Here is a 16,732-nt window from a genome sequence, read left to right as displayed (position 1 = left end):
TGGGACTGTCTTCCACCGCTCCTAGCCCTCCCACCGTGGGCGGTGGCTGCCTCGAACGGCAACCTCAGCTGTGCCGTGTGGCGCGCAGTGCGGACGGTCGGCACCCCAGCTCACGGGACAAGCATGTCGGCGGGCCAGGTCAAGTCGAGTCGGGGCAGACGCCCGGCGTGTGCACGCAGATGGCGTGCCTCGGCGACCAGCACGGGGGCGAACACGCTGTCCCCGGGCTGGCCCGTGAGGCGGTGGTGGGCGCGGGCGCCGGCCAGCAGCGGGCGTGCCCAGGCAGGGACCGCGTACAGCGGGCAGCTGCGATGGCCGACCCCGTGGAGCTTGATGGCGGAGACGGCGCCGGTGATGTCGAGGTCGCGGGTGAAGCGCAGGCTGCCCAGGCCGGCCCGGGTGAAGGCCAGCACGCTCAGCGCTCCGGCGATGAGCGGGTGCGCGAGAGTGGCCAGAGCGGTGGTGTCTTCGGACGCGAGCTCGAGGGCAGGGGCGGGTTGGGACAGCTGCGCTGTCGCCATCGCGCCGGTGCAGGGGTGAGCCTGCCGTCGCGGCTTCATCGACTGCGGCAGGGCATCCGGCGGCTGCCGGGTCGGGCAGTGCCCCGTCTCCACCTCCGCCGCTCCCGTCATCGGTGGAGCGGGAGGGAAGGACGGGCGCGCGGGTATCGGTCCCGGCTCGGCCAGGAGCGCCTCGAACTGGTCCCGGCCGCTGATGCGGCGCTCCACGCGGGCCAGCGCCGGCGGCAGCCCGCGCGGGGCCTTCTGCCACAGCAGGGTCAGCTGAGCCCCCGTCGACTCGCGCCAGGCGAGCAGCTGGTCGATGCGCCGGATGGTCAGCAGATGGGACCGGGGGACCACCACGTGCCGCACCCCGGTCGCGACACCCCAGGCAGCCGCGGCGAGCCAGGCCGCGTTCACCGAGTCCAACCACACATCGGGGGAGTTGGGCCCGGGGGCCAGCCGCTTGCCCAGCGCATACAGCATGTCGTGCGCCAGCGCGGCCGGGCTGCCGCTGGCCGGCGTCGGCTGCACGGTGATGCGGCCTTCCCTGGGCCGATGGGCCTGCAGCGCCACCCGGGTGTAGAACAGGTCGTCCTGTTCGTCCACCACGATCGTCACGTCGCCGTAGACCACCGCCACCGCCTCCCTTCCGGCCGCGCACCACACACACCGGCCCCGGATGCGGAGACGCCAGGGCCGGTCCGTGCGGCGCGCAAGGCTGTCGGCGGCGGCCCGTGCTCGCCGGGCCGCCGCGCATGCGCGGCCGTTGCTACATGCCGCCCAGCTTGCTGTACACCCAGTTGACGAGGTCCTGGCTGACCTCGGTCAGCCCCTTCTTCTTCATGCCGTTGAGCATGTGCTTGGTGATGGTGGCCCAGTTGCGGAAGTTGCCGTGTGCCGCGGCCCGGTCGATGGTGCGGATCATCTGCGGGTCCGCCCCGGCCCACAGGGAGTGGAACGCCGGCAGCGTGGCGACGACCTCGGCCTCGGGCATGCGTGTGAACTTCTGCCAGATGAAGATCCGCGAGGCAGCATCGGTTCACGCTTGAGGACCTTGTAGCAGCCATCGCCGCCGGCGAAGATCACCGCGATGTCGGTGTTGCGGTCGTCCCACAGGTGGCGCCAGTACTCGAACGAACTGCGGCCCATCCACTGGGCCTCGTCGCACACCAGCACGCGGAACGTCTGTGACAGCGTTTCCTTCAGGAGGGTGTCGAATTCGATCGGCCGGGTCGGCGGTTCCCCGGGCAGCCCCAGAGCGTTACTGACTTCGGCTCGTCAGGGTGAACTCTTTCGGAGTGCCTGATAGGGCCGATGTGGTGGCTGTATCCGTGGTGTGTGAGGTATGCGGATGGGGGCGGGCTGACCTCTACGGGACGTCAGCGCCGGGAGACGGTACGGATGCAGGCGGCCGAGCTGTTCGAGCAGAACATCAAGCCGCCGGAGGTGGCACGGCGCCTGCGGGTGAGTCCGAAGTCGGCCTACCAGTGGCACCAGCTGTGGCGGGACGGCGGCGTGTCGGCTCTGGCCTCTCGTGGCCCGAGTGGATCGCGATGCCGCCTGTCCCCGCGCTGTCTGGAAAAGCTGGCCGCGTACCTCGATGAGGGTCCAGCCGCGCATGGCTGGGCGGAGGACCAGGTGTGGACCGCGGCGCGGGTGGCCACGCTGATCGGCAGGAAGTTCCACGTCTCCTACAGCGTCTCGGGAGCCACACGGTTGATGCACCGGCTCGGCTTCAGCCCGCAGGTGCCCGCGCGGCGGGTGGCCGAGCGCGACGAGCAGACCGTGACAGGATGGAAGGAGGCGACCTGGGCCGAGGTAAAAGAGCCCGGGCGGCGTGCGGGGGCTACGTCTGCTTCGAGGACGAGGCGGGTTTCACCCGGCGGCCGCCCAGAGGACGCACCTGGGGCCGGCGTGGCCGCACCCCGATCGTGACGGTGAGCGGCCGACGCTCGGGACGCCTGTCCGTAGCCGGACTCATCGCGATGCGGCCCGGCTCCCGCACCCGGCTGTGCCACCGCCTACGCACCCACCCCGCGGGCAAAGGCAAACGTCGCAGCATAGGCGAACGCGACTTCATCGCGCTGATTCGACGGCGTCCACCACCTCGTCAAGGCCCCGATCGTGCTGGTCTGGGACCGGCTCAACACTCATGTCTCCCACGCCATGCGTGAGTTGATCGCCGAGCGCGAATGGCTAACGGTGTTCCTACTGCCCGCGTACTCGCCGGACCTGAACCCCGTCGAGTGGGTATGGGCCCATGTGAAGCGCAGCCTGGCCAACCTCGCCGTCGTCGCTCTCGACCAGCTGGAAGTCCTCGTACGCAACCGGCTCAAGCGCCTCCAGTACCGGCCCGACACCCTCGACGGCTTCATAGCAGGCACCGGCCTGGCCCTCGACGACCCTGCGTCACCCTAATGCGCTCAAGTCAGTATGCACCGCAGACGCCGAAGCACGGCGATGCCCCGACCGGTGGCTTGTGACGCGGCAGGACAGGTGCGCAGGCGCGCCCGGTCAAACCGCCTTCCCGGGACGCCGCCGGGCTGGTGGCCTCACCCGCGGCCGTGCACCACACCACAAACGATCATGATCCGACGTGCTGACCAGTCGCCGTGGCAGGCTTCGCACACGCTCTTGCGCCATCCTTCCGGCCAGTCGTCGCGGGTGCGGATACGGCCGGGCGCGCTGCAGAACTCACAGGTGCGCTCCGCTTCCTCCTCGGCGGTCGTGATCAGGCTCCTCAGCCTGTCGCCGCTGCCCGGTGGCCCTTCCAGGTAGACGCGCAGGCCGCCGAGTTTCTCTTTGAGATCGAGCAGGCGGTAGCCGGGAAAGGCCGCGCGGATCTGTTCATGTAGACGCTCCAGCAGCCCTCGTCAGCCAGGCCCCACTGCGTGGATCCGCGCAGGGATCTGCAGCGGGTGGGTGCCAGGGGCAGCGGGGTTGTCAGCCATGACCCCATCCTCGCGCACCGCGCGTTGTCGATGCTTCGCCCCCAGGGGGCTCCGGAACGTGACGCGCATGAGCACGCGTCCAGCGGCTGAACCCGTGTTCACTCAGCACCGCGGACGCGTGCATGGCCCCAGGATGTCAGTCGGGTACTGGACACTGGTCGTGCGTAACTGCGGCAGTGAGACCAGAGGGAACGTTCGTGAGTGACGATGCCGTTCAGCTCGAGAAGCGTATCCGCTTCGCCTTGAGCACCCTTGGCGAGAGCAACAGCCACCACGAGTTCGAGGCCCTGTGCCTGGGCCTGGCCCGCCGCAGGATCACCAGCAATCTGCTGCCAGCGACCGGGCCCGTCAGTAGTGGCGGGGACCAGGGCCGGGACGCCGAAAGCCACTGGAGCAACATCCCCCGGGAGCTGCCCGGCACGTCCCTGTTCGCGTCGCTGGCCTCCACCCAGCGGGTGGTGATGGCCTGCACCATCCAAAGCACCGACATCCCCGGCAAGATCCGAAAGGACCTGGCATCGATCTGCGGGCAGGGCACCCCCGTTGACCGCGTCATCTACTTCACGGTGACCGCCGTGCCCACCGGGAAGCGGCACGACCTGATCGACGAAGCCGCTCGGACGCACCAGGTCGACCTGGAGATCTGGGACGCGGCCGCCCTCGCCCTCCACCTCGCCGACTACGACCTGTTCTACCTTGCCGTCCAGTACCTCCACCTGCCCTCCGACCTCACTCCACCGCGCCCGGACGGAGCCGGTGAACTGCCCGACTGGTATGCCGAAGCCCGCCGGCGATGGCAGGCCAACGACGAGCCGGCCCGCACCCTGGGCGACCTGGTGGACCTGCGGGGCCCGCTGCGCCACGCCACCTTCCACGACGAGGCCCGGGCCGATCTGCCGGAATGGATCGGCCACACACGTGCCCTGCTGGCCGCCGCTGCGGGGGACCACACCGCTCTGCGGGCCCGCTACGAGATCGTCGTGGCAACCCTGCGCGGCCTCGGCGACATGCGCCCGGCGGACCAACTGGCCCGCGATTTCTTCGACACGGTCACCGCCGACGACACCCTCACCGACCCGGGAATCCTCGAGGACGCCGTCGTGCTCCTCGGATACGGATTCGGGGCACTGTTGCGCAATCTCACCGCGCTGACCGCGGACGACTTGTGCGGCTGGCAGCGCCTGCTGGCCGACAAGACCGACCGCCTGCTGGACGCGGGCCCGCCGGCCAACGCCATGGCCCATCTGCTGGCCATGCGGGCCCGCCTAGCCCTGCACACCGACATGACCGCCGACCTCGAATCCGTGCCCGAGGACCTGCCGACCGTCGCGGAGGTCACCGCATCCGTCCTCGAAGCGGTGGAAGCCGGTGAACCGGTACCTGCTCTCCAGGCGCGGCCGCCGCTCACGGACCTCGACACCGCCATGAACATCCTGCTCCGGCTCGGCCACCACCTGGACAACGCACCGCTGTTCCCCATCGAGCACACCGCAGACCTCTTCGACTACCTCACCCCCGTACTGGTGGACCACCCGCTGTACCGGGAGGTCCGTGACCTGCTCGATCAGGCAACCGACCGGGTCACCGGCCAGAGTGCACGCGGCGAACGCGCCCAGTCCCGGGGCCACGCTCTGATCAAGAGCGGCCGTATCCCGCAAGCACTCCAGGAGATCCACGAAGCCAGGGCCAACTGGCTGCGCGGCGACACCCTCGAGGGCGGCCTGATCATGCTGCTGCTGTGCGCGCGCCTCTACAGCGAACTCGGCTTACCCATCGCCGCCAAGCAGTACGCGCTCGCAGCCGCCACCGCCGCGAAGTCCGCGCCTAACCCCGAGCTCAGCTGCTTCGTCCCACGCGGCATCATCCATGCCGCCCAGTACGACCGCCAGGCCGGAAACTGGATCTCCGCCACCCGCCTGTTCTGCATCGGCCTCATGGCACAAACCGACTACTGCGACGAGCCGTACAACAACGAACGCTACCCCTACGTCTGGGAGATGATGGCCGACCAGGCGCTCACCCTGCGCGTGGCCAGCGCGGTGCGCCCCGGCTTCGTCCCCCTGCTCCGCGCGATCACCGCCTCGGTGGGTATCGACACCATCATCGACGAGATGCTCGCCCCGACCGCCGACATCCCCACCACAACCGAAGAGGCGTACGCCGAGGAGGCTGATGCACACGGTGCGGGACGGCCCTTCAGCGACGCCGGTCCCACACGCCGTTATGCCTGGAACGCGCTCGGCGTCGACTGGGAGATCACCTGCCCGAACGACCGGCTGTCGGTGCTGGCTGCGGAACGCTACACCGCAGCACTCCAGGTGTTCCTCGGCGAACTCGCCGTAGGAGACCCGCTGTTCCTGCCCGGCAGTCTGAGCGTCGAGATCCGCGCAGACGCCACCCTGCCCCACGACCAGCCCGCCGTCTGCGACCAGAGCTCCGACCGGGACACCAACCGGCGGAGGCTGCGCCTGCCCACAACTGCCTCCGCTGACCTGGAAACAGAACCGTCCCGTCTGCTCACCGCCCTGGTCAAGGTGGTGCTCTCCCAGTCGCTGCTCTCCGACGAGGCATTCATGCACCTCGTCGAGCAGGCGCTCGCTGGCGGACTCTGGCACAAGCTCTTCGTCGGCCGCCCCTACGACGAACTGGCCGACTTCCTGAGGGCCGACGACTACCAGACGATGGCTGCGCTCGCCGACCCGGCCGTCGGAGCAGGCACGCCGCGCGGCCAGGCGAAACCGACTGCCCTGCCGGCCCGGACCGGGCCTGGGCCCGGCTACGAGCACGAGACAGCCCTCGACACCGTCCGCAACCGCTATGCCAACCTGCTCCCCATCGTGCGCTACACCCTTCTCCGCCTGGCCGCGGACCCCGGCTTCCGGCGTACAGCGACGCAGTTGAGGCAGGAAGGATGGCGCGACTGGCACCTGCTGACCGCCATCGCCAACGCCGCCGGGAACCATCGCGCCCAGCAGCAGGGCCTGCGTCCCTCCCCGGGCGATTCCCGGGAACACCGAGCTCGCATCCTCGCCGCCATGCAGGCCCCCGAGCGTCCCGACGCCCCGCCTGTTCCTGCAGAGGCATTCACCGAACGTGCCCTGCGCTCACACCTGTCCGTGGCTGCGGTGAGCACCGCGCGCGGCCTCGGCCTCGCAGTCCGCCCCGGCCCGCTCGACCCTCAGGCACTGCTGTCGGTACTCGGTGAGCGGTACGGCTACTGGACGGACGACATCGAGCACATGGACCCGTTCGGCTGGTCGGCCCCGGAAGGTGACACGACCCCTGATCGAGGACGTGCCTGACCTGCTTCCCCCGGAGACAGACGTGACCATGTTCGCCCTCGGCACTGATCCAAGGGCGCTGTGAACCGGGGCGGTTCACTGTGACCCCGGGGGCCGACGCCAGAAAACCTGTCCGCGGCGGCCCCCAGGCGCCCGCGGTTGCCGAGGCCGCGGCCCAGCACCGGTGCTGGGCCGCCCTGGTGGTCGCGTAGTTCCTTCAGCTCGGAAAGGGCCCCAGGCCGGGAAGCCAGCCGCGTCCTTGCGGGGCTGCGTCTCAGATCAAGAAATGCCGGCGTAGGACCAGACGTCCGCAGGGAGTTCGTGCCTCAGCTTCCACCGGATGGCCATCGGCCTGCTGCCTGTGTGCCCGACGTACTCGGCAGGCCCGAGAAAGACCCAGGGCTGAGTGCCCCCGATGTCGCTGCTCCTGTACTGGCGTATGAAGAGAAGCACGCTGGTACCCATCTCGACGTGGTTCCGGTACCGCAGCCCTGTGGTTGAGGTCTCGGAAGTGGCGCTCTGGGACTCCCAATGGAACAGTGTCTTGCTCAACGCGTAGTCTCGCAGGCGGCCTTGGGGCGAGAAGACTGGTTCGTCGTTCTTCTCTAACGTGATGAACAGCGCGTCAGTCTTCACGGATTCGCACCACGCAACTCCTTGAGCGAAGCTGGCCGGGGCGAGGCCACCGACTTGGGCCAGTCCGAGCGCCGACAACATCTCCGCACGGGTGTATGAAGAATGGATAGTGAGAGGGACGCTGTGCCCATCGCCGATTCCGGTCAGAGGGATCGGAACGCGCTCGGCGTTTTCCAGGTTGTGTGCCAGTACCTGACGCAGCTCGCTCCGCACCGCTTGCTGTGGGTGCAGAGTCGCGAATCCCTCTTCGTAGCCCTTGGCCCCCGCGTGCTCAGCGCCTCCGCGGGGCCATAGCTGGAAGAAGAGCATCCGAGCGTACGCCTGGCCTCGCTTGTCGAGATCGTTGTAGAGGGGAGCGTCGTCCTCCAGCATCCGGGTGTAGGCCTGCACGCGTTCCGGGTCGTCCACATGGAGAAAGGAACGCACCCGTTTGAGCAGCGCCGTCTCTCCTTCGGGAGCTTCGCCTTCAAGCACACCGGCACGGCGTAGGAACCCGGTCCAGGTGCCGTCGCCGCGGTAGAGGTCCGTGAGTTCCCGCCCGCTCTGCTGCAGGTATGGCCTCAGGCCCAGCTCTCCGTACTGGGCAATTTCGCGTGCCGTGTCGGTGACGGTGCTCCGCATCTGCTGCCGGAGGTTTTCGATGACGAGAATCCTGGCCTTCTCGTCAAGGCTGATCATGCAGCCGCTGGGGAGTCGGGGGAAGTCGCGCTCGACGTGGTCGAGCAGCCGTTTGCCGGTCAGATGCGTCATAGCCCGGAACTGGATGTCGAGGCGGAACTCCTTTCGGTGGTGCCCGATGAAGTCGAGCACGGTGAGTACCCGCTTGCCCGGGGAGCGAGCAAGGCCGACACCCAGCTGCTGCAGGAACCGCACGCCGCTCGACGTTGGGCGTAGGAGGAGCAGTGTGTCCACCTCAGGGATGCTGAAGCCGTGGCTGAGCATTTCGACGCTGAAGATGACCTGCAAGTCGCCGTTCCTGAGGGAGGAAAGTGCTCCCTCACGCTCTGCCGCGGGAGTCGCCGACGTGAGGGCCATGGCGTGGAAGCCGGCGGAGCGGAAGAACTGAGCCATGAATTCGGCGTGTGCTACGGACACGCAGAAGCCCACGGCTCGCATGGCCTTCACATCAGGGACCGTGTCCCGGATAGCGTTGACGACCAGCCGCGCTCGTGCGTCGTCGCCGGTCAGCACGGCTTTCAGTGAAGCCGCGTCGTACGTTCCCTGCTTCCAGCCCAGTGGTTGAAGGTCGGTGCCGTCTGCAATGCCGAAGTAGTGGAGGGGGCACAGGAGATCACTGGCCAGCGCGTCCCGAAGCCGCATCTCTGCAGCGATACGACCGTCGAAGAACGCATCGTGGATGCTCGGGCCGTCCGTCCGCTCGGGAGCCGACGAGAGGCCGAGCAACTCCATAGGCGCGAAGCGCTCCAGGACGTTGGCGAAAGCCGGCGATCCTGCCCCGTGGAACTCGTCGACGACGATCACATCGAAGTGATCGGGTGGCAGCTCGTCCGGGACCCGTTCGAGGGAGTGCCAAGTGGCGAACACATGATTCCAACGCCCCGGGATCTCCCCGCTGTACAGGCGCTCTCCGAACCCTGGCGTCATGAGGACGCCTTGGTAGGTCCGGTGCGCCTGGTGCAGTGCTTCCATGGTGCCCGCGATAAAGAGAAGGCGCAGGTCCCGCTGGTGCTGCTCGCGCAGGTGCTTGTAGTCGAAGGCGGCCATGAAAGTCTTGCCGGTGCCGGGGGGAGCGACGAGGAGGTTGCGGTGCCGGCCGTGGATCTCGCGCTCGGCGTGCAGACGATCAAGCATGTCGCGCTGGTGGACATGCAACATGACCGCCCCGTCGATCTGGGGGCCGTCCGGGGCGACCTCCCTGTCCAGTTCCGGCTCTGGGGGATCGTCTGGGATAGCTGGGGCAGGAGCCTGCCGGGTGTCGTCGTTCTCGCCATTGGAGGACTCGACCGGGAGGCTGGCCTGTTCGTCGGGGCCGGAGCGAGGCTCGGTGGACTCGAGCCCGAGGAGCCGCGCCGTTGCCGCAGCCGCTTGGGCGACAGGCTGGAGCCCGGTGGGCAGCATTTCCTGGCTCGTGGGTGAGTAAAGTGCGGCGACGATTCCGTGCGGGGCCTGAGGGTGGGCTGCGAGATGCTCGGTGAGGGCGAAGTGGGTGTCCCACACCTGGTCGCGGTTCAGCAGCCCGCGCAGATGTTCCGCAGCGGCCGGGTGGAACCGGTACACGATGTCTGCGTCCTGGTGCCGGGTCGCTGTGAGCAGGCCGGCGGTGAGGAACTCCGCGGTGTCGGCCAGGGCGGCGTCGGGAACGATGCTCTCACGGAGCACGTCGAGAACGGGGAGTGTGAACACGTCGAGTGACGAGGCGGCGATCGCCAGTCGGACGGCGGGGGAGCGCAGGTTGTCCGTGAAGGCCTCTGCCGCGGCTGAGACTTGTGTGTCGGTCACCGGCGCATCGGGCGAGGTGGCACTCGATCGTGGACTGCGGTTCCTGGAGGGCACGCGCCCTGAGGCCGGCACGAGGACGGCCTCGCAGCCGCTCGGGTCGGTACGCATCATGGCGCGTGCCCAGGTGAGGATCTGGTGGGCATCCACTGGCAGCACGGGCAATGCCTGCCAGGGCTGTGTCCCTGGGGCGTCGTCGCGGAAGAGGCGGGGACGGCGGTAGGAGAGGAGCCGTCCGGGGGATGCCGGGACGGAGGCGGTTGCGGTGGTCCGCGGCAGGTCGAGACCGGAGCGTTGCCAGAGGCGTTTGGGAAGCGGGTTGATCAAGGCCACGGGGGCTGTCCGACCCCACGTGTGGAGCGTCTGCCACAGGTCGTTCTGGCGCCAGGCGGGAGCTGCGCAGTCGGAAACGACGAGCAGGAGCCGGTGGGTCGGCTGGATATGTCGGGGGTCGGACGGGTCCATGGGGAGGAGCCGGCCGTGGTGGTTGCGGAGTACAGGTTCGGCCTGCGGCGGATGCTCGATATGCCATACGTGGACGCTGCGGAAGGCGGACAGGGTGCGCAGCACCTTGGTGAGTGCGAGTGAGGTCTCGTCCCAGACGGCCATGGAGGTGCCGCGGTCCACAACCACAACGACCTCCAGCCAGAGCTCTGCGGCAGGCGTGAGCTGGGGGACGAGCACACCGGTTTGGGTGTAGTGATCGATGGTGGTGTCCAGGTCGAGACGCCGGTGAACCTGGGACGGCCGGAAGCGGCGCAGCGGACGCAGGGCGCGGCCGATGTCGAGAGCGTTCGGCAGGGCTGGGGCGCGGCCGATGCTCAGAGGACTGCCGGGGATCGAGTGGCTGCCGTTGTCGTCCTTCAGCCAGACATCGGCGGCGCCAAGATCGCCTGTGTCTGAACCGGGTTCAGGGGCCGGCGGATCATCGCAGGAGTCGTCGGTTTCCGGTTCGGGCAGGAGGGACGCGTTGGGAGATGTCTCCTTGGCGGCCGGAGGCGGATCAGTGGCCATATCACCAATCCGGCTGGCGCCGGATCTGGCGGCGGCGAGAAGAAGAGCGTCGAGGGTCTCCTGGATGTCTCCCTTCGCGCTGTCGCTGAGGTCGCCCAGGTCGGCGTGGGCCAGGGCGGCCAGCAGCCGTGCGGCCCGGTTCTCAGCCACGCCCGAGCCCTTGGAGCAGCAGCTCCTGCAGCCGCGTCCGCTGCTGGTCGTCCTGGATGCGGTTGCCGCGCAGGAGATGGACGGCGCTCAGCAACTGGTCGACGGCGAGGTTCTCACCGCGGTTCAGCCGGTCCACGAAAGCGTTGACCAGGGTATGGGTGGTGTCTTCCTCGGCCCTCTCCAAGTGGGCCTCGACGATGCTGGTGAGGGTCGAGACCGTGAGAACGGGCATGTCGAACCGCACACAGCGCCGCAGAAAGGGGGCGGGAAAGTCACGTTCCCCGTTGCTGGTGAGGACGATGACTGGAAACTCCTCGCACTCCACCAGGCCGTTGTCGATGTCATGCCGGGTGCCCGGATCGGCGGTGCGGACGGTGACTCGGCTCCTTGAGTGTCGGGCAAGTTCGGGAATCTCGAAGCGACCGCGTTCCAGAACGTCGAGGAGGTCGCTCGGTAGGTCGAGATCGCTCTTGTCGATCTCGTCAATCAACAGGGCGCGGGGGAGGCCGCCGGGCAGCAAGGCAGTCCCGAGAGGGCCAAGTTGGACGAAGTCCCCGATGCCGTCGCGCGCGGCACGGATGGCGCGGCGCGCAGCCCGCCCGTTCCTGGAAGCGGCGGGACGGTCAATGGCGCGGAGGTTGTAGGCGTGGATGCGGCCCAGGGCGTCGTAGCGGTAGAGCGCGTCGGCGAGGGTGCTGCGGGAGGTGATGTGCCAGCGCAGCACACTCCCGAGCCCGAGTTCGGCGGCGATCTGCTCGATGACGGAGGACTTCCCGGAGCCGGCCGGCCCGGTCAGCAGCAGGGGCCGACGCAGATGGAGCGCGGCATTGACCGCGTCGACCAGTCCGGGGTCCGCCCGGTAGGTGCTTGCCGGGGAAGGTGACTGCGCCGGGCCTGGCGCGCTGGCCTTGCCCGTCGGCGCGCGCCACGGAGGCGGGGGAGGCAGCGTCTGAGGCTGCTCGGGGATGCTCCCCGTACCCGTGTAGTACGGCGTCCAGTTCATGCTTGCTCCTTCGGCGTCACGTCTTGTGGGGCGACGACCGCCCGCCCGGCGCGTCGTTGGCAGAAGTCCTGCCAGTGCGCGTCGTGCCATGTCGTACGGATGTCAGCCAGATGACCGGGAACGCCCTCACCAAGGCTGTTCTCCAACTGCTCCTGGAAGGCGCGGACGAGTTTCTTCGGCAGCGACTGCCAGTGCTCCGCGACCGCATCCTGAAGCGCCCGCGTGTCGGGGACGCTCCCACGCCGGGGCCAGATCAAGGCCGGGGTGTGGATGAGGAGTTCCTCCAGCATGAGGTCGAAGTCCTTCTCCGGCAGAGTGCTCACTCCCCATACGCAGCCGCCCGTACGACGACGGCTGAGTAACTCCTGCAGCGTCTCAACGCTCCTGAGATCATCGGAGTCGAGCCACGACGGGCCGGCTTGAGCCCTGGTCTGCAAGGAGGACAGCAACTGGCTGCCGGCGTGCAGCATGTCGTCGAGGGGGACACCGGGCGGGGGTGTGAGTAGCCCCGACCAGCGGGTCGTGACGTCGTAGTCGACGCCCAGCATGCGTTTGCCGCGGACCACTCGCCATTCCTCCGGCGGGGAATCCAGCAGCAGGGAGGTCGGGACCGACACATCGACCGGCACCAGCCGCTCGCCCGCTGCCCCCAGCCAGGACAAAGCCCACAGGCGGGCCTCATCCAGTGCGGACACCAGGGCGCGCGGCCCGGGCTCGCACGGGAATTCTGCGGTGTGCACCACGGCCGAGCCGAAGAGAAGCGATGCGTCCACACGGACGACGTCCTCACCGCCATCGTCGGCGACCACCAGGACCAGACGGGGTGTCGTCCCGCGCAGTTCTTTCAGCCGACTGTTCAGAGCGGCGGCAGCACCCGATTTGGCCGCCCAGGCGGTCAGTTGCCGCGGAAGAACATCCTCTGGACTGATCAGGTGGGCAAGGGCGGCGACGAAATGTACCAGCGTCCGGCGCTGTCCTGCGGGGGAGACGGCCGATTGGTCGAGGACCGCGTGCTCCACCAGGTCACGCAGGGAAGGGCAGGGCACCCGGACCACCACCTCCAGCGGGAATCGGGCGCGTGCCGCCGCCTTGCGGAGCAAGTCGTCGGTCAGAGCGCTCCCGAAGGTCTCCTCAAGAACGGCGACGGCGGAAGAGCAGAGGCCCAGATCGCGATCGAACTCCAGGATGCGTTGGACGGCGGGGTGGCCAAAATGGTCCTGCCCCAGCCCGCCGAGCCAGTGCGTGAGCTGTTCCCTGCTGTGGATGCCTTCCGTGCCTTCCATCGGGCGCAGCAGCTTATGCAACCTCTCGTACGCCACGGAACCGAGAGAGCTGGCGGAGCGTCGCACGGCGGCCTGGACGTTGTGGGCCAGCCACAGCGATTCACCGGACACAGGAGCGCCGTCGAACACGAAGCCGCCGGGCTCCTGGGTGCGGATACGGCTGCGCAGTTCCTTGATCAACTGGGCGTCGACGGCCAAGAACTCCCCTGCATTCGCCACCCCGCTCTCCAGCAGTTCGGCAAGTTGGACACTCAGATTCATGTCCCATGCCGGCAGATGAGCGGACGCGGCGAAGAGAACCGACAGACGCAGACTGCCCTGCTGGAGCCCGGCCGTCACAGACTGCGGACTCACAAGCGCGGCGGCCGCGTGGCAGGTGTCGACGACGGCTATCAGACCACCGAGTCCGGGCTCGTTCGTCACCGCACCGATCGTGGAGGCCACATCCAGTTGGTGAATCGCTCCGTCCTGCGTGCTGCCCGAGGTGACGAAGTACAGCGGGCCACCGCAGCCACCTATTCCATGGCCCAGCATCGCCAGAACGAGCGGGCCGCCGTCCTCCTTCGCCCGGCCGACTGCAGCGGCGAGGGCCTTCTCGACAACCGCTTTGCCCAGGGCGGTGCCCACGAGCAATGACCCTGTTTCGCCCTCACCACGGTCCAGACAGGCACCGAGATCCGGGTCCACCAGCGTCCTGTGAAGACGGCGCGCCGCTTCTTCTAAGCCCGGCAGTTCCTCCGCGCCCCTGCACTGGGCGCCGACCACCAGCACATGACGGGATACCGCTGATGTGACGCGGCCCTTCACGGCAGAAGAGCCCCCACGATCGGCCCGGCCACCTCCGCGTGCTCCAGGTACTTGATAGCCGTATGGGTCCACACCCCACCGGACTTCACGGGCGCGGTCTGCGCCTTCACCCCCCTGCTGCTCGGCGCGATCCAGTCCGCCAGCCGTGGACGTCCCACCACGACGTCGTTTCGGTCCCAGAAGTTGTGCCACGCCCCCACCTCTTCCGGGCAGGACGGCGGTCGCGGCACCAAACGCTGCAGGACCATGCCGCCGAGCGCGAGAGGGGAACCAAGCGTCACCCACAGTGCGATCGGGCCCTCATACTCGTGCAGGGCTTCGTAGGCCACAACGGTGCCCAGGGAGTGTGAGACCACCACGAGCGAACGAGCAGGATCCAGTCCCTCCAACACCCGGGAGCGGATGGACGAGCCCAGAGCAGCTCTGTCACCGTGTCGGTTCAAGTAGCGTGCGACTTGGGAGAGATGCAGCGCGAACGCCTGACCATTCACCCACTGCGCACCTTGGCGAAGACCGGGCAGCTGCAGCAGCGTCGTGGTCACCCAGACCAGTCGCCGTGCGAACTCGCCCACGCCCTGCGTCCGGCTGCCGGATGAGAGCGCGCCGAGATGGTGGCGGGCCTGTTCGATGACCCTGGCGTCGCGCGTATCGGTATCCGGTGGAAACTGCTCGGCGAGCTCATCCACCATCGCTTCCAACATGCCGGAGAGCACCTGCTCGTCGGACGGGTCCAACTCACCGCTCAGCGCGCCTCCCTGAGCTCCCTGGGTGTTGAACAGATCGCTGTAATCAGCGAAACGCACATCCGCCAGCCAGCCTTGGGTGAGCGCCGAGACTAACTCCGCCCGTCCGGCGGCCCGCACGCCGGTGGCCAACGCTCGGAGCCACTGCTGTCGTTCCGCCTCCGCGTTGCGGAGTCCGCCGATCCCGTGAACGAACACGAGCTGCGGCTTCGCTGTCCCCACCACGAGCCTCCCCCGGCCTTACTGTGCGAAGGCCATCCTGCCTTGTGCGGGGCCAAGGACGGTACTTGAAGCGCCGCGCATGAGGAACACGATTCTGACAGCTGGTCGACGCGACCGGTCGCGAACGCTGCGGAGAACGTGACCGCCGTGGCGCTTGCAAGCCTCGCGCCGCCGCCTGCGCCCCGACACTGGTCCAACTCCAGCCCCAGTCAGTGGGTGTTGACGACTCCGGGCAGCGGGGGCAGCAGAGATGGCTACGGTTCCCGGGGCGCGGCGGTTGCCAGCCAGCCGCGTCGACAGACACACATCCCACAGAACCGCGGGCAGTCCGAAGGCGCATGCAAGAAGACGAACACGGCCTCGGCCAGCTGCACCCGGGACGGCTCAGGCCCTGGACGGTTTCGGGTTAACTCTATTTTCCAGAGGGTCTGAGCAGGGACGAACGAGGTATCCGCGTTTCAGGACGGCGAACACGTCGGCCTGAACGGGCGCCGATCAGACTGGCAGCGAGAGCCTCGGCGAGGGCACCATTGACGCATCGACAGCGGGATACGACCCCGCACCAATCACACCCCATGACACCCGAGTTGGGTGCCGTACCCCTACGTGCCTGGAGTTGCTCATGTCCGCCCTGTCCCTGCCCGCCGCCAGCCCCGAGCCATCAGCGTCCTGCGCCACCCACCTCCCCGCCCGCACCCAGCCGAGTCGGCTGGGCATCCCCGAGGTCGTGGTCATCGTCGTGGTCGTCCTGGCATCGACCGCACTGGCCGCCGGCAACCGACCCGTTCCGGCCGCAATGGTCGTGGTGGCAGCCGCCGTGGCCGACCTGACCCGCCCCAGCGACCCCGCCAAGCCCTCCCGCCGCCGCAGTCGGTGACGATGGGCCGCCCCACCAAACCCGTCGCCGCCGGCGCCCACCCCCGACTACGGGTCCTCGCCGCGTACCTGCGCCAGCTCAAGGACGAGACCCGTACCACCTACGCCACCCTGTCCGAGCGCACCGGCCCACCGAACACGCCCGGGTACCGCGGAGCCTCCACCCTCAGCCAGGCCGCCCGCGGCACCCACCTGCCCCCGCTCGAGACCGTCCTCGCCTATGCCTGTGCTGCTGGCGACCCCGGCAGCTACTCGACGCAGTGGCGGGAAGCGAAAACCCGGAGCCTTTGGAAGGCAGCCGCGATCGAGAAAGCCCGCCCCCACCTGTCCGGCCGGGGCCGACGGACCCGGCAGGTCCGCACCCCGGCTGCCCTGGGCCAGGAACTGACGCGGCTGCGCCTGCGGGCCGGCCGACCCTCTTACAGCACCATCGAGCAGGGGACCAAGGCCGACGGGCACCGTGTGCCGCGTTCGACAGCGCACCTGATCCTGAACGGGAAGGTCCTGCCCAGCCACGAGCAGCTGTCCGCGCTCCTGAAAGCCTTCGACGTGAGCCTCGCGGACGCCGCCCAGTGGCACGCGGTCCTCGACCGTATCGAGGACCGCCCGAGCCGCTCCGGCGAGGGGGAGGGTACGTGTGTGCGGACGCCGACCCTGCCGTGCAGGAGTACCTCGAACGCTGCGAGCGCGACGAAGAGATTAAGCGCCGCACCTGGCAGACGGCCGGATCGGCTTCCCAGTCGGGGTCGGTGAGTTGGTCGGCCGTGATGACGACGTGGTTGCCGTGGTCGGTGCGGACGACGACG

Annotated in this window: 10 protein-coding genes and 1 pseudogene; 4 read left to right on the top strand and 7 right to left on the bottom strand. The window is 68.6% G+C overall.

Annotation, left to right across the window (positions count from 1 at the left end):
• Positions 1 to 110: 110 nt before the first annotated feature.
• The 3 genes from ACZ7DL_RS38120 to ACZ7DL_RS38110 all read right to left on the bottom strand — a co-directional run bounded on the left by ACZ7DL_RS38120 (position 111) and on the right by ACZ7DL_RS38110 (position 1,727).
• Entirely contained in the window at positions 111 to 1,142 is a 1,032-nt protein-coding gene (locus ACZ7DL_RS38120) for a hypothetical protein (protein ID WP_470781548.1), read from the bottom strand.
• A gap of 130 nt (positions 1,143 to 1,272) precedes the next feature.
• Positions 1,273 to 1,497, bottom strand: a complete 225-nt coding sequence (locus ACZ7DL_RS38115) for a hypothetical protein (protein ID WP_470781546.1) — start codon at positions 1,495 to 1,497, stop codon at positions 1,273 to 1,275.
• Complete coding sequence (locus ACZ7DL_RS38110; RefSeq protein ID WP_470781562.1) at positions 1,425 to 1,727, bottom strand: AAA family ATPase; 303 nt, start codon at positions 1,725 to 1,727, stop codon at positions 1,425 to 1,427. The genes ACZ7DL_RS38115 and ACZ7DL_RS38110 overlap by 73 nt, the downstream gene beginning before the upstream one ends.
• Positions 1,728 to 1,841: 114 nt before the next feature.
• On the opposite strand from ACZ7DL_RS38110, the pseudogene ACZ7DL_RS38105 reads away from it, so the two are divergent.
• Both ACZ7DL_RS38105 and ACZ7DL_RS38100 read left to right on the top strand, forming a co-directional pair.
• Positions 1,842 to 2,921, top strand: a pseudogene (locus tag ACZ7DL_RS38105) (IS630 family transposase).
• Positions 2,922 to 3,696: 775 nt separating this feature from the next.
• Positions 3,697 to 6,756, top strand: coding sequence for a hypothetical protein (locus ACZ7DL_RS38100; RefSeq protein ID WP_470781544.1), 3,060 nt, complete (start codon positions 3,697 to 3,699; stop codon positions 6,754 to 6,756).
• A 258-nt stretch (positions 6,757 to 7,014) separates the two neighbouring features.
• Here the strand turns inward: ACZ7DL_RS38100 and ACZ7DL_RS38095 are convergent, their stop codons facing one another.
• From ACZ7DL_RS38095 to ACZ7DL_RS38080, 4 genes are read right to left on the bottom strand one after another with little or no spacing between them, the layout of a single operon-like run.
• Positions 7,015 to 10,992 (bottom strand): DUF3427 domain-containing protein, encoded by a 3,978-nt coding sequence (locus tag ACZ7DL_RS38095; RefSeq protein WP_470781542.1) that lies wholly within the window; start codon positions 10,990 to 10,992, stop codon positions 7,015 to 7,017.
• A complete protein-coding gene (locus ACZ7DL_RS38090; protein ID WP_470781541.1) occupies positions 10,985 to 11,995 on the bottom strand; it encodes an AAA family ATPase in 1,011 nt (336 codons plus the stop codon). Before ACZ7DL_RS38090 ends, ACZ7DL_RS38095 begins: the two co-directional genes overlap by 8 nt.
• The gene (locus tag ACZ7DL_RS38085) at positions 11,992 to 14,085 is read right to left on the bottom strand and encodes a vWA-MoxR associated conflict system protein (RefSeq protein ID WP_470781540.1); all 2,094 of its coding nucleotides are present in this window, start codon (positions 14,083 to 14,085) and stop codon (positions 11,992 to 11,994) included. Before ACZ7DL_RS38085 ends, ACZ7DL_RS38090 begins: the two co-directional genes overlap by 4 nt.
• Positions 14,082 to 15,050 (bottom strand): hypothetical protein, encoded by a 969-nt coding sequence (locus tag ACZ7DL_RS38080; RefSeq protein ID WP_470781539.1) that lies wholly within the window; start codon positions 15,048 to 15,050, stop codon positions 14,082 to 14,084. Before ACZ7DL_RS38080 ends, ACZ7DL_RS38085 begins: the two co-directional genes overlap by 4 nt.
• Before the next feature lie 622 nt (positions 15,051 to 15,672).
• Here ACZ7DL_RS38080 and ACZ7DL_RS38075 point away from each other — a divergent pair.
• The gene (locus tag ACZ7DL_RS38075; RefSeq protein ID WP_470781537.1) at positions 15,673 to 15,927 is read left to right on the top strand and encodes a hypothetical protein; all 255 of its coding nucleotides are present in this window, start codon (positions 15,673 to 15,675) and stop codon (positions 15,925 to 15,927) included.
• A gap of 2 nt (positions 15,928 to 15,929) precedes the next feature.
• Positions 15,930 to 16,679, top strand: coding sequence for a hypothetical protein (locus tag ACZ7DL_RS38070; RefSeq protein ID WP_470781535.1), 750 nt, complete (start codon positions 15,930 to 15,932; stop codon positions 16,677 to 16,679).
• Positions 16,680 to 16,732 lie beyond the last annotated feature (53 nt).

It is taken from the genome of Streptomyces sp. NPDC036984, assembly GCF_055607665.1.
Note: the sequence above shows the minus strand (reverse complement) of the source record. Positions and strands in the feature narration are given on the sequence as shown.

Bases quoted from the DNA above. Each gene is read 5' to 3' on its own strand.
- ACZ7DL_RS38115 (WP_470781546.1), bottom strand. From the start codon at position 1,497: ATGCCCGAGGCCGAGGTCGTCGCCACGCTGCCGGCGTTCCACTCCCTG.
- ACZ7DL_RS38090 (WP_470781541.1), bottom strand. From the start codon at position 11,995: ATGAACTGGACGCCGTACTACACGGGTACGGGGAGCATCCCCGAGCAG.
- ACZ7DL_RS38075 (WP_470781537.1), top strand. From the start codon at position 15,673: ATGTCCGCCCTGTCCCTGCCCGCCGCCAGCCCCGAGCCATCAGCGTCC.
- ACZ7DL_RS38070 (WP_470781535.1), top strand. From the start codon at position 15,930: ATGGGCCGCCCCACCAAACCCGTCGCCGCCGGCGCCCACCCCCGACTA.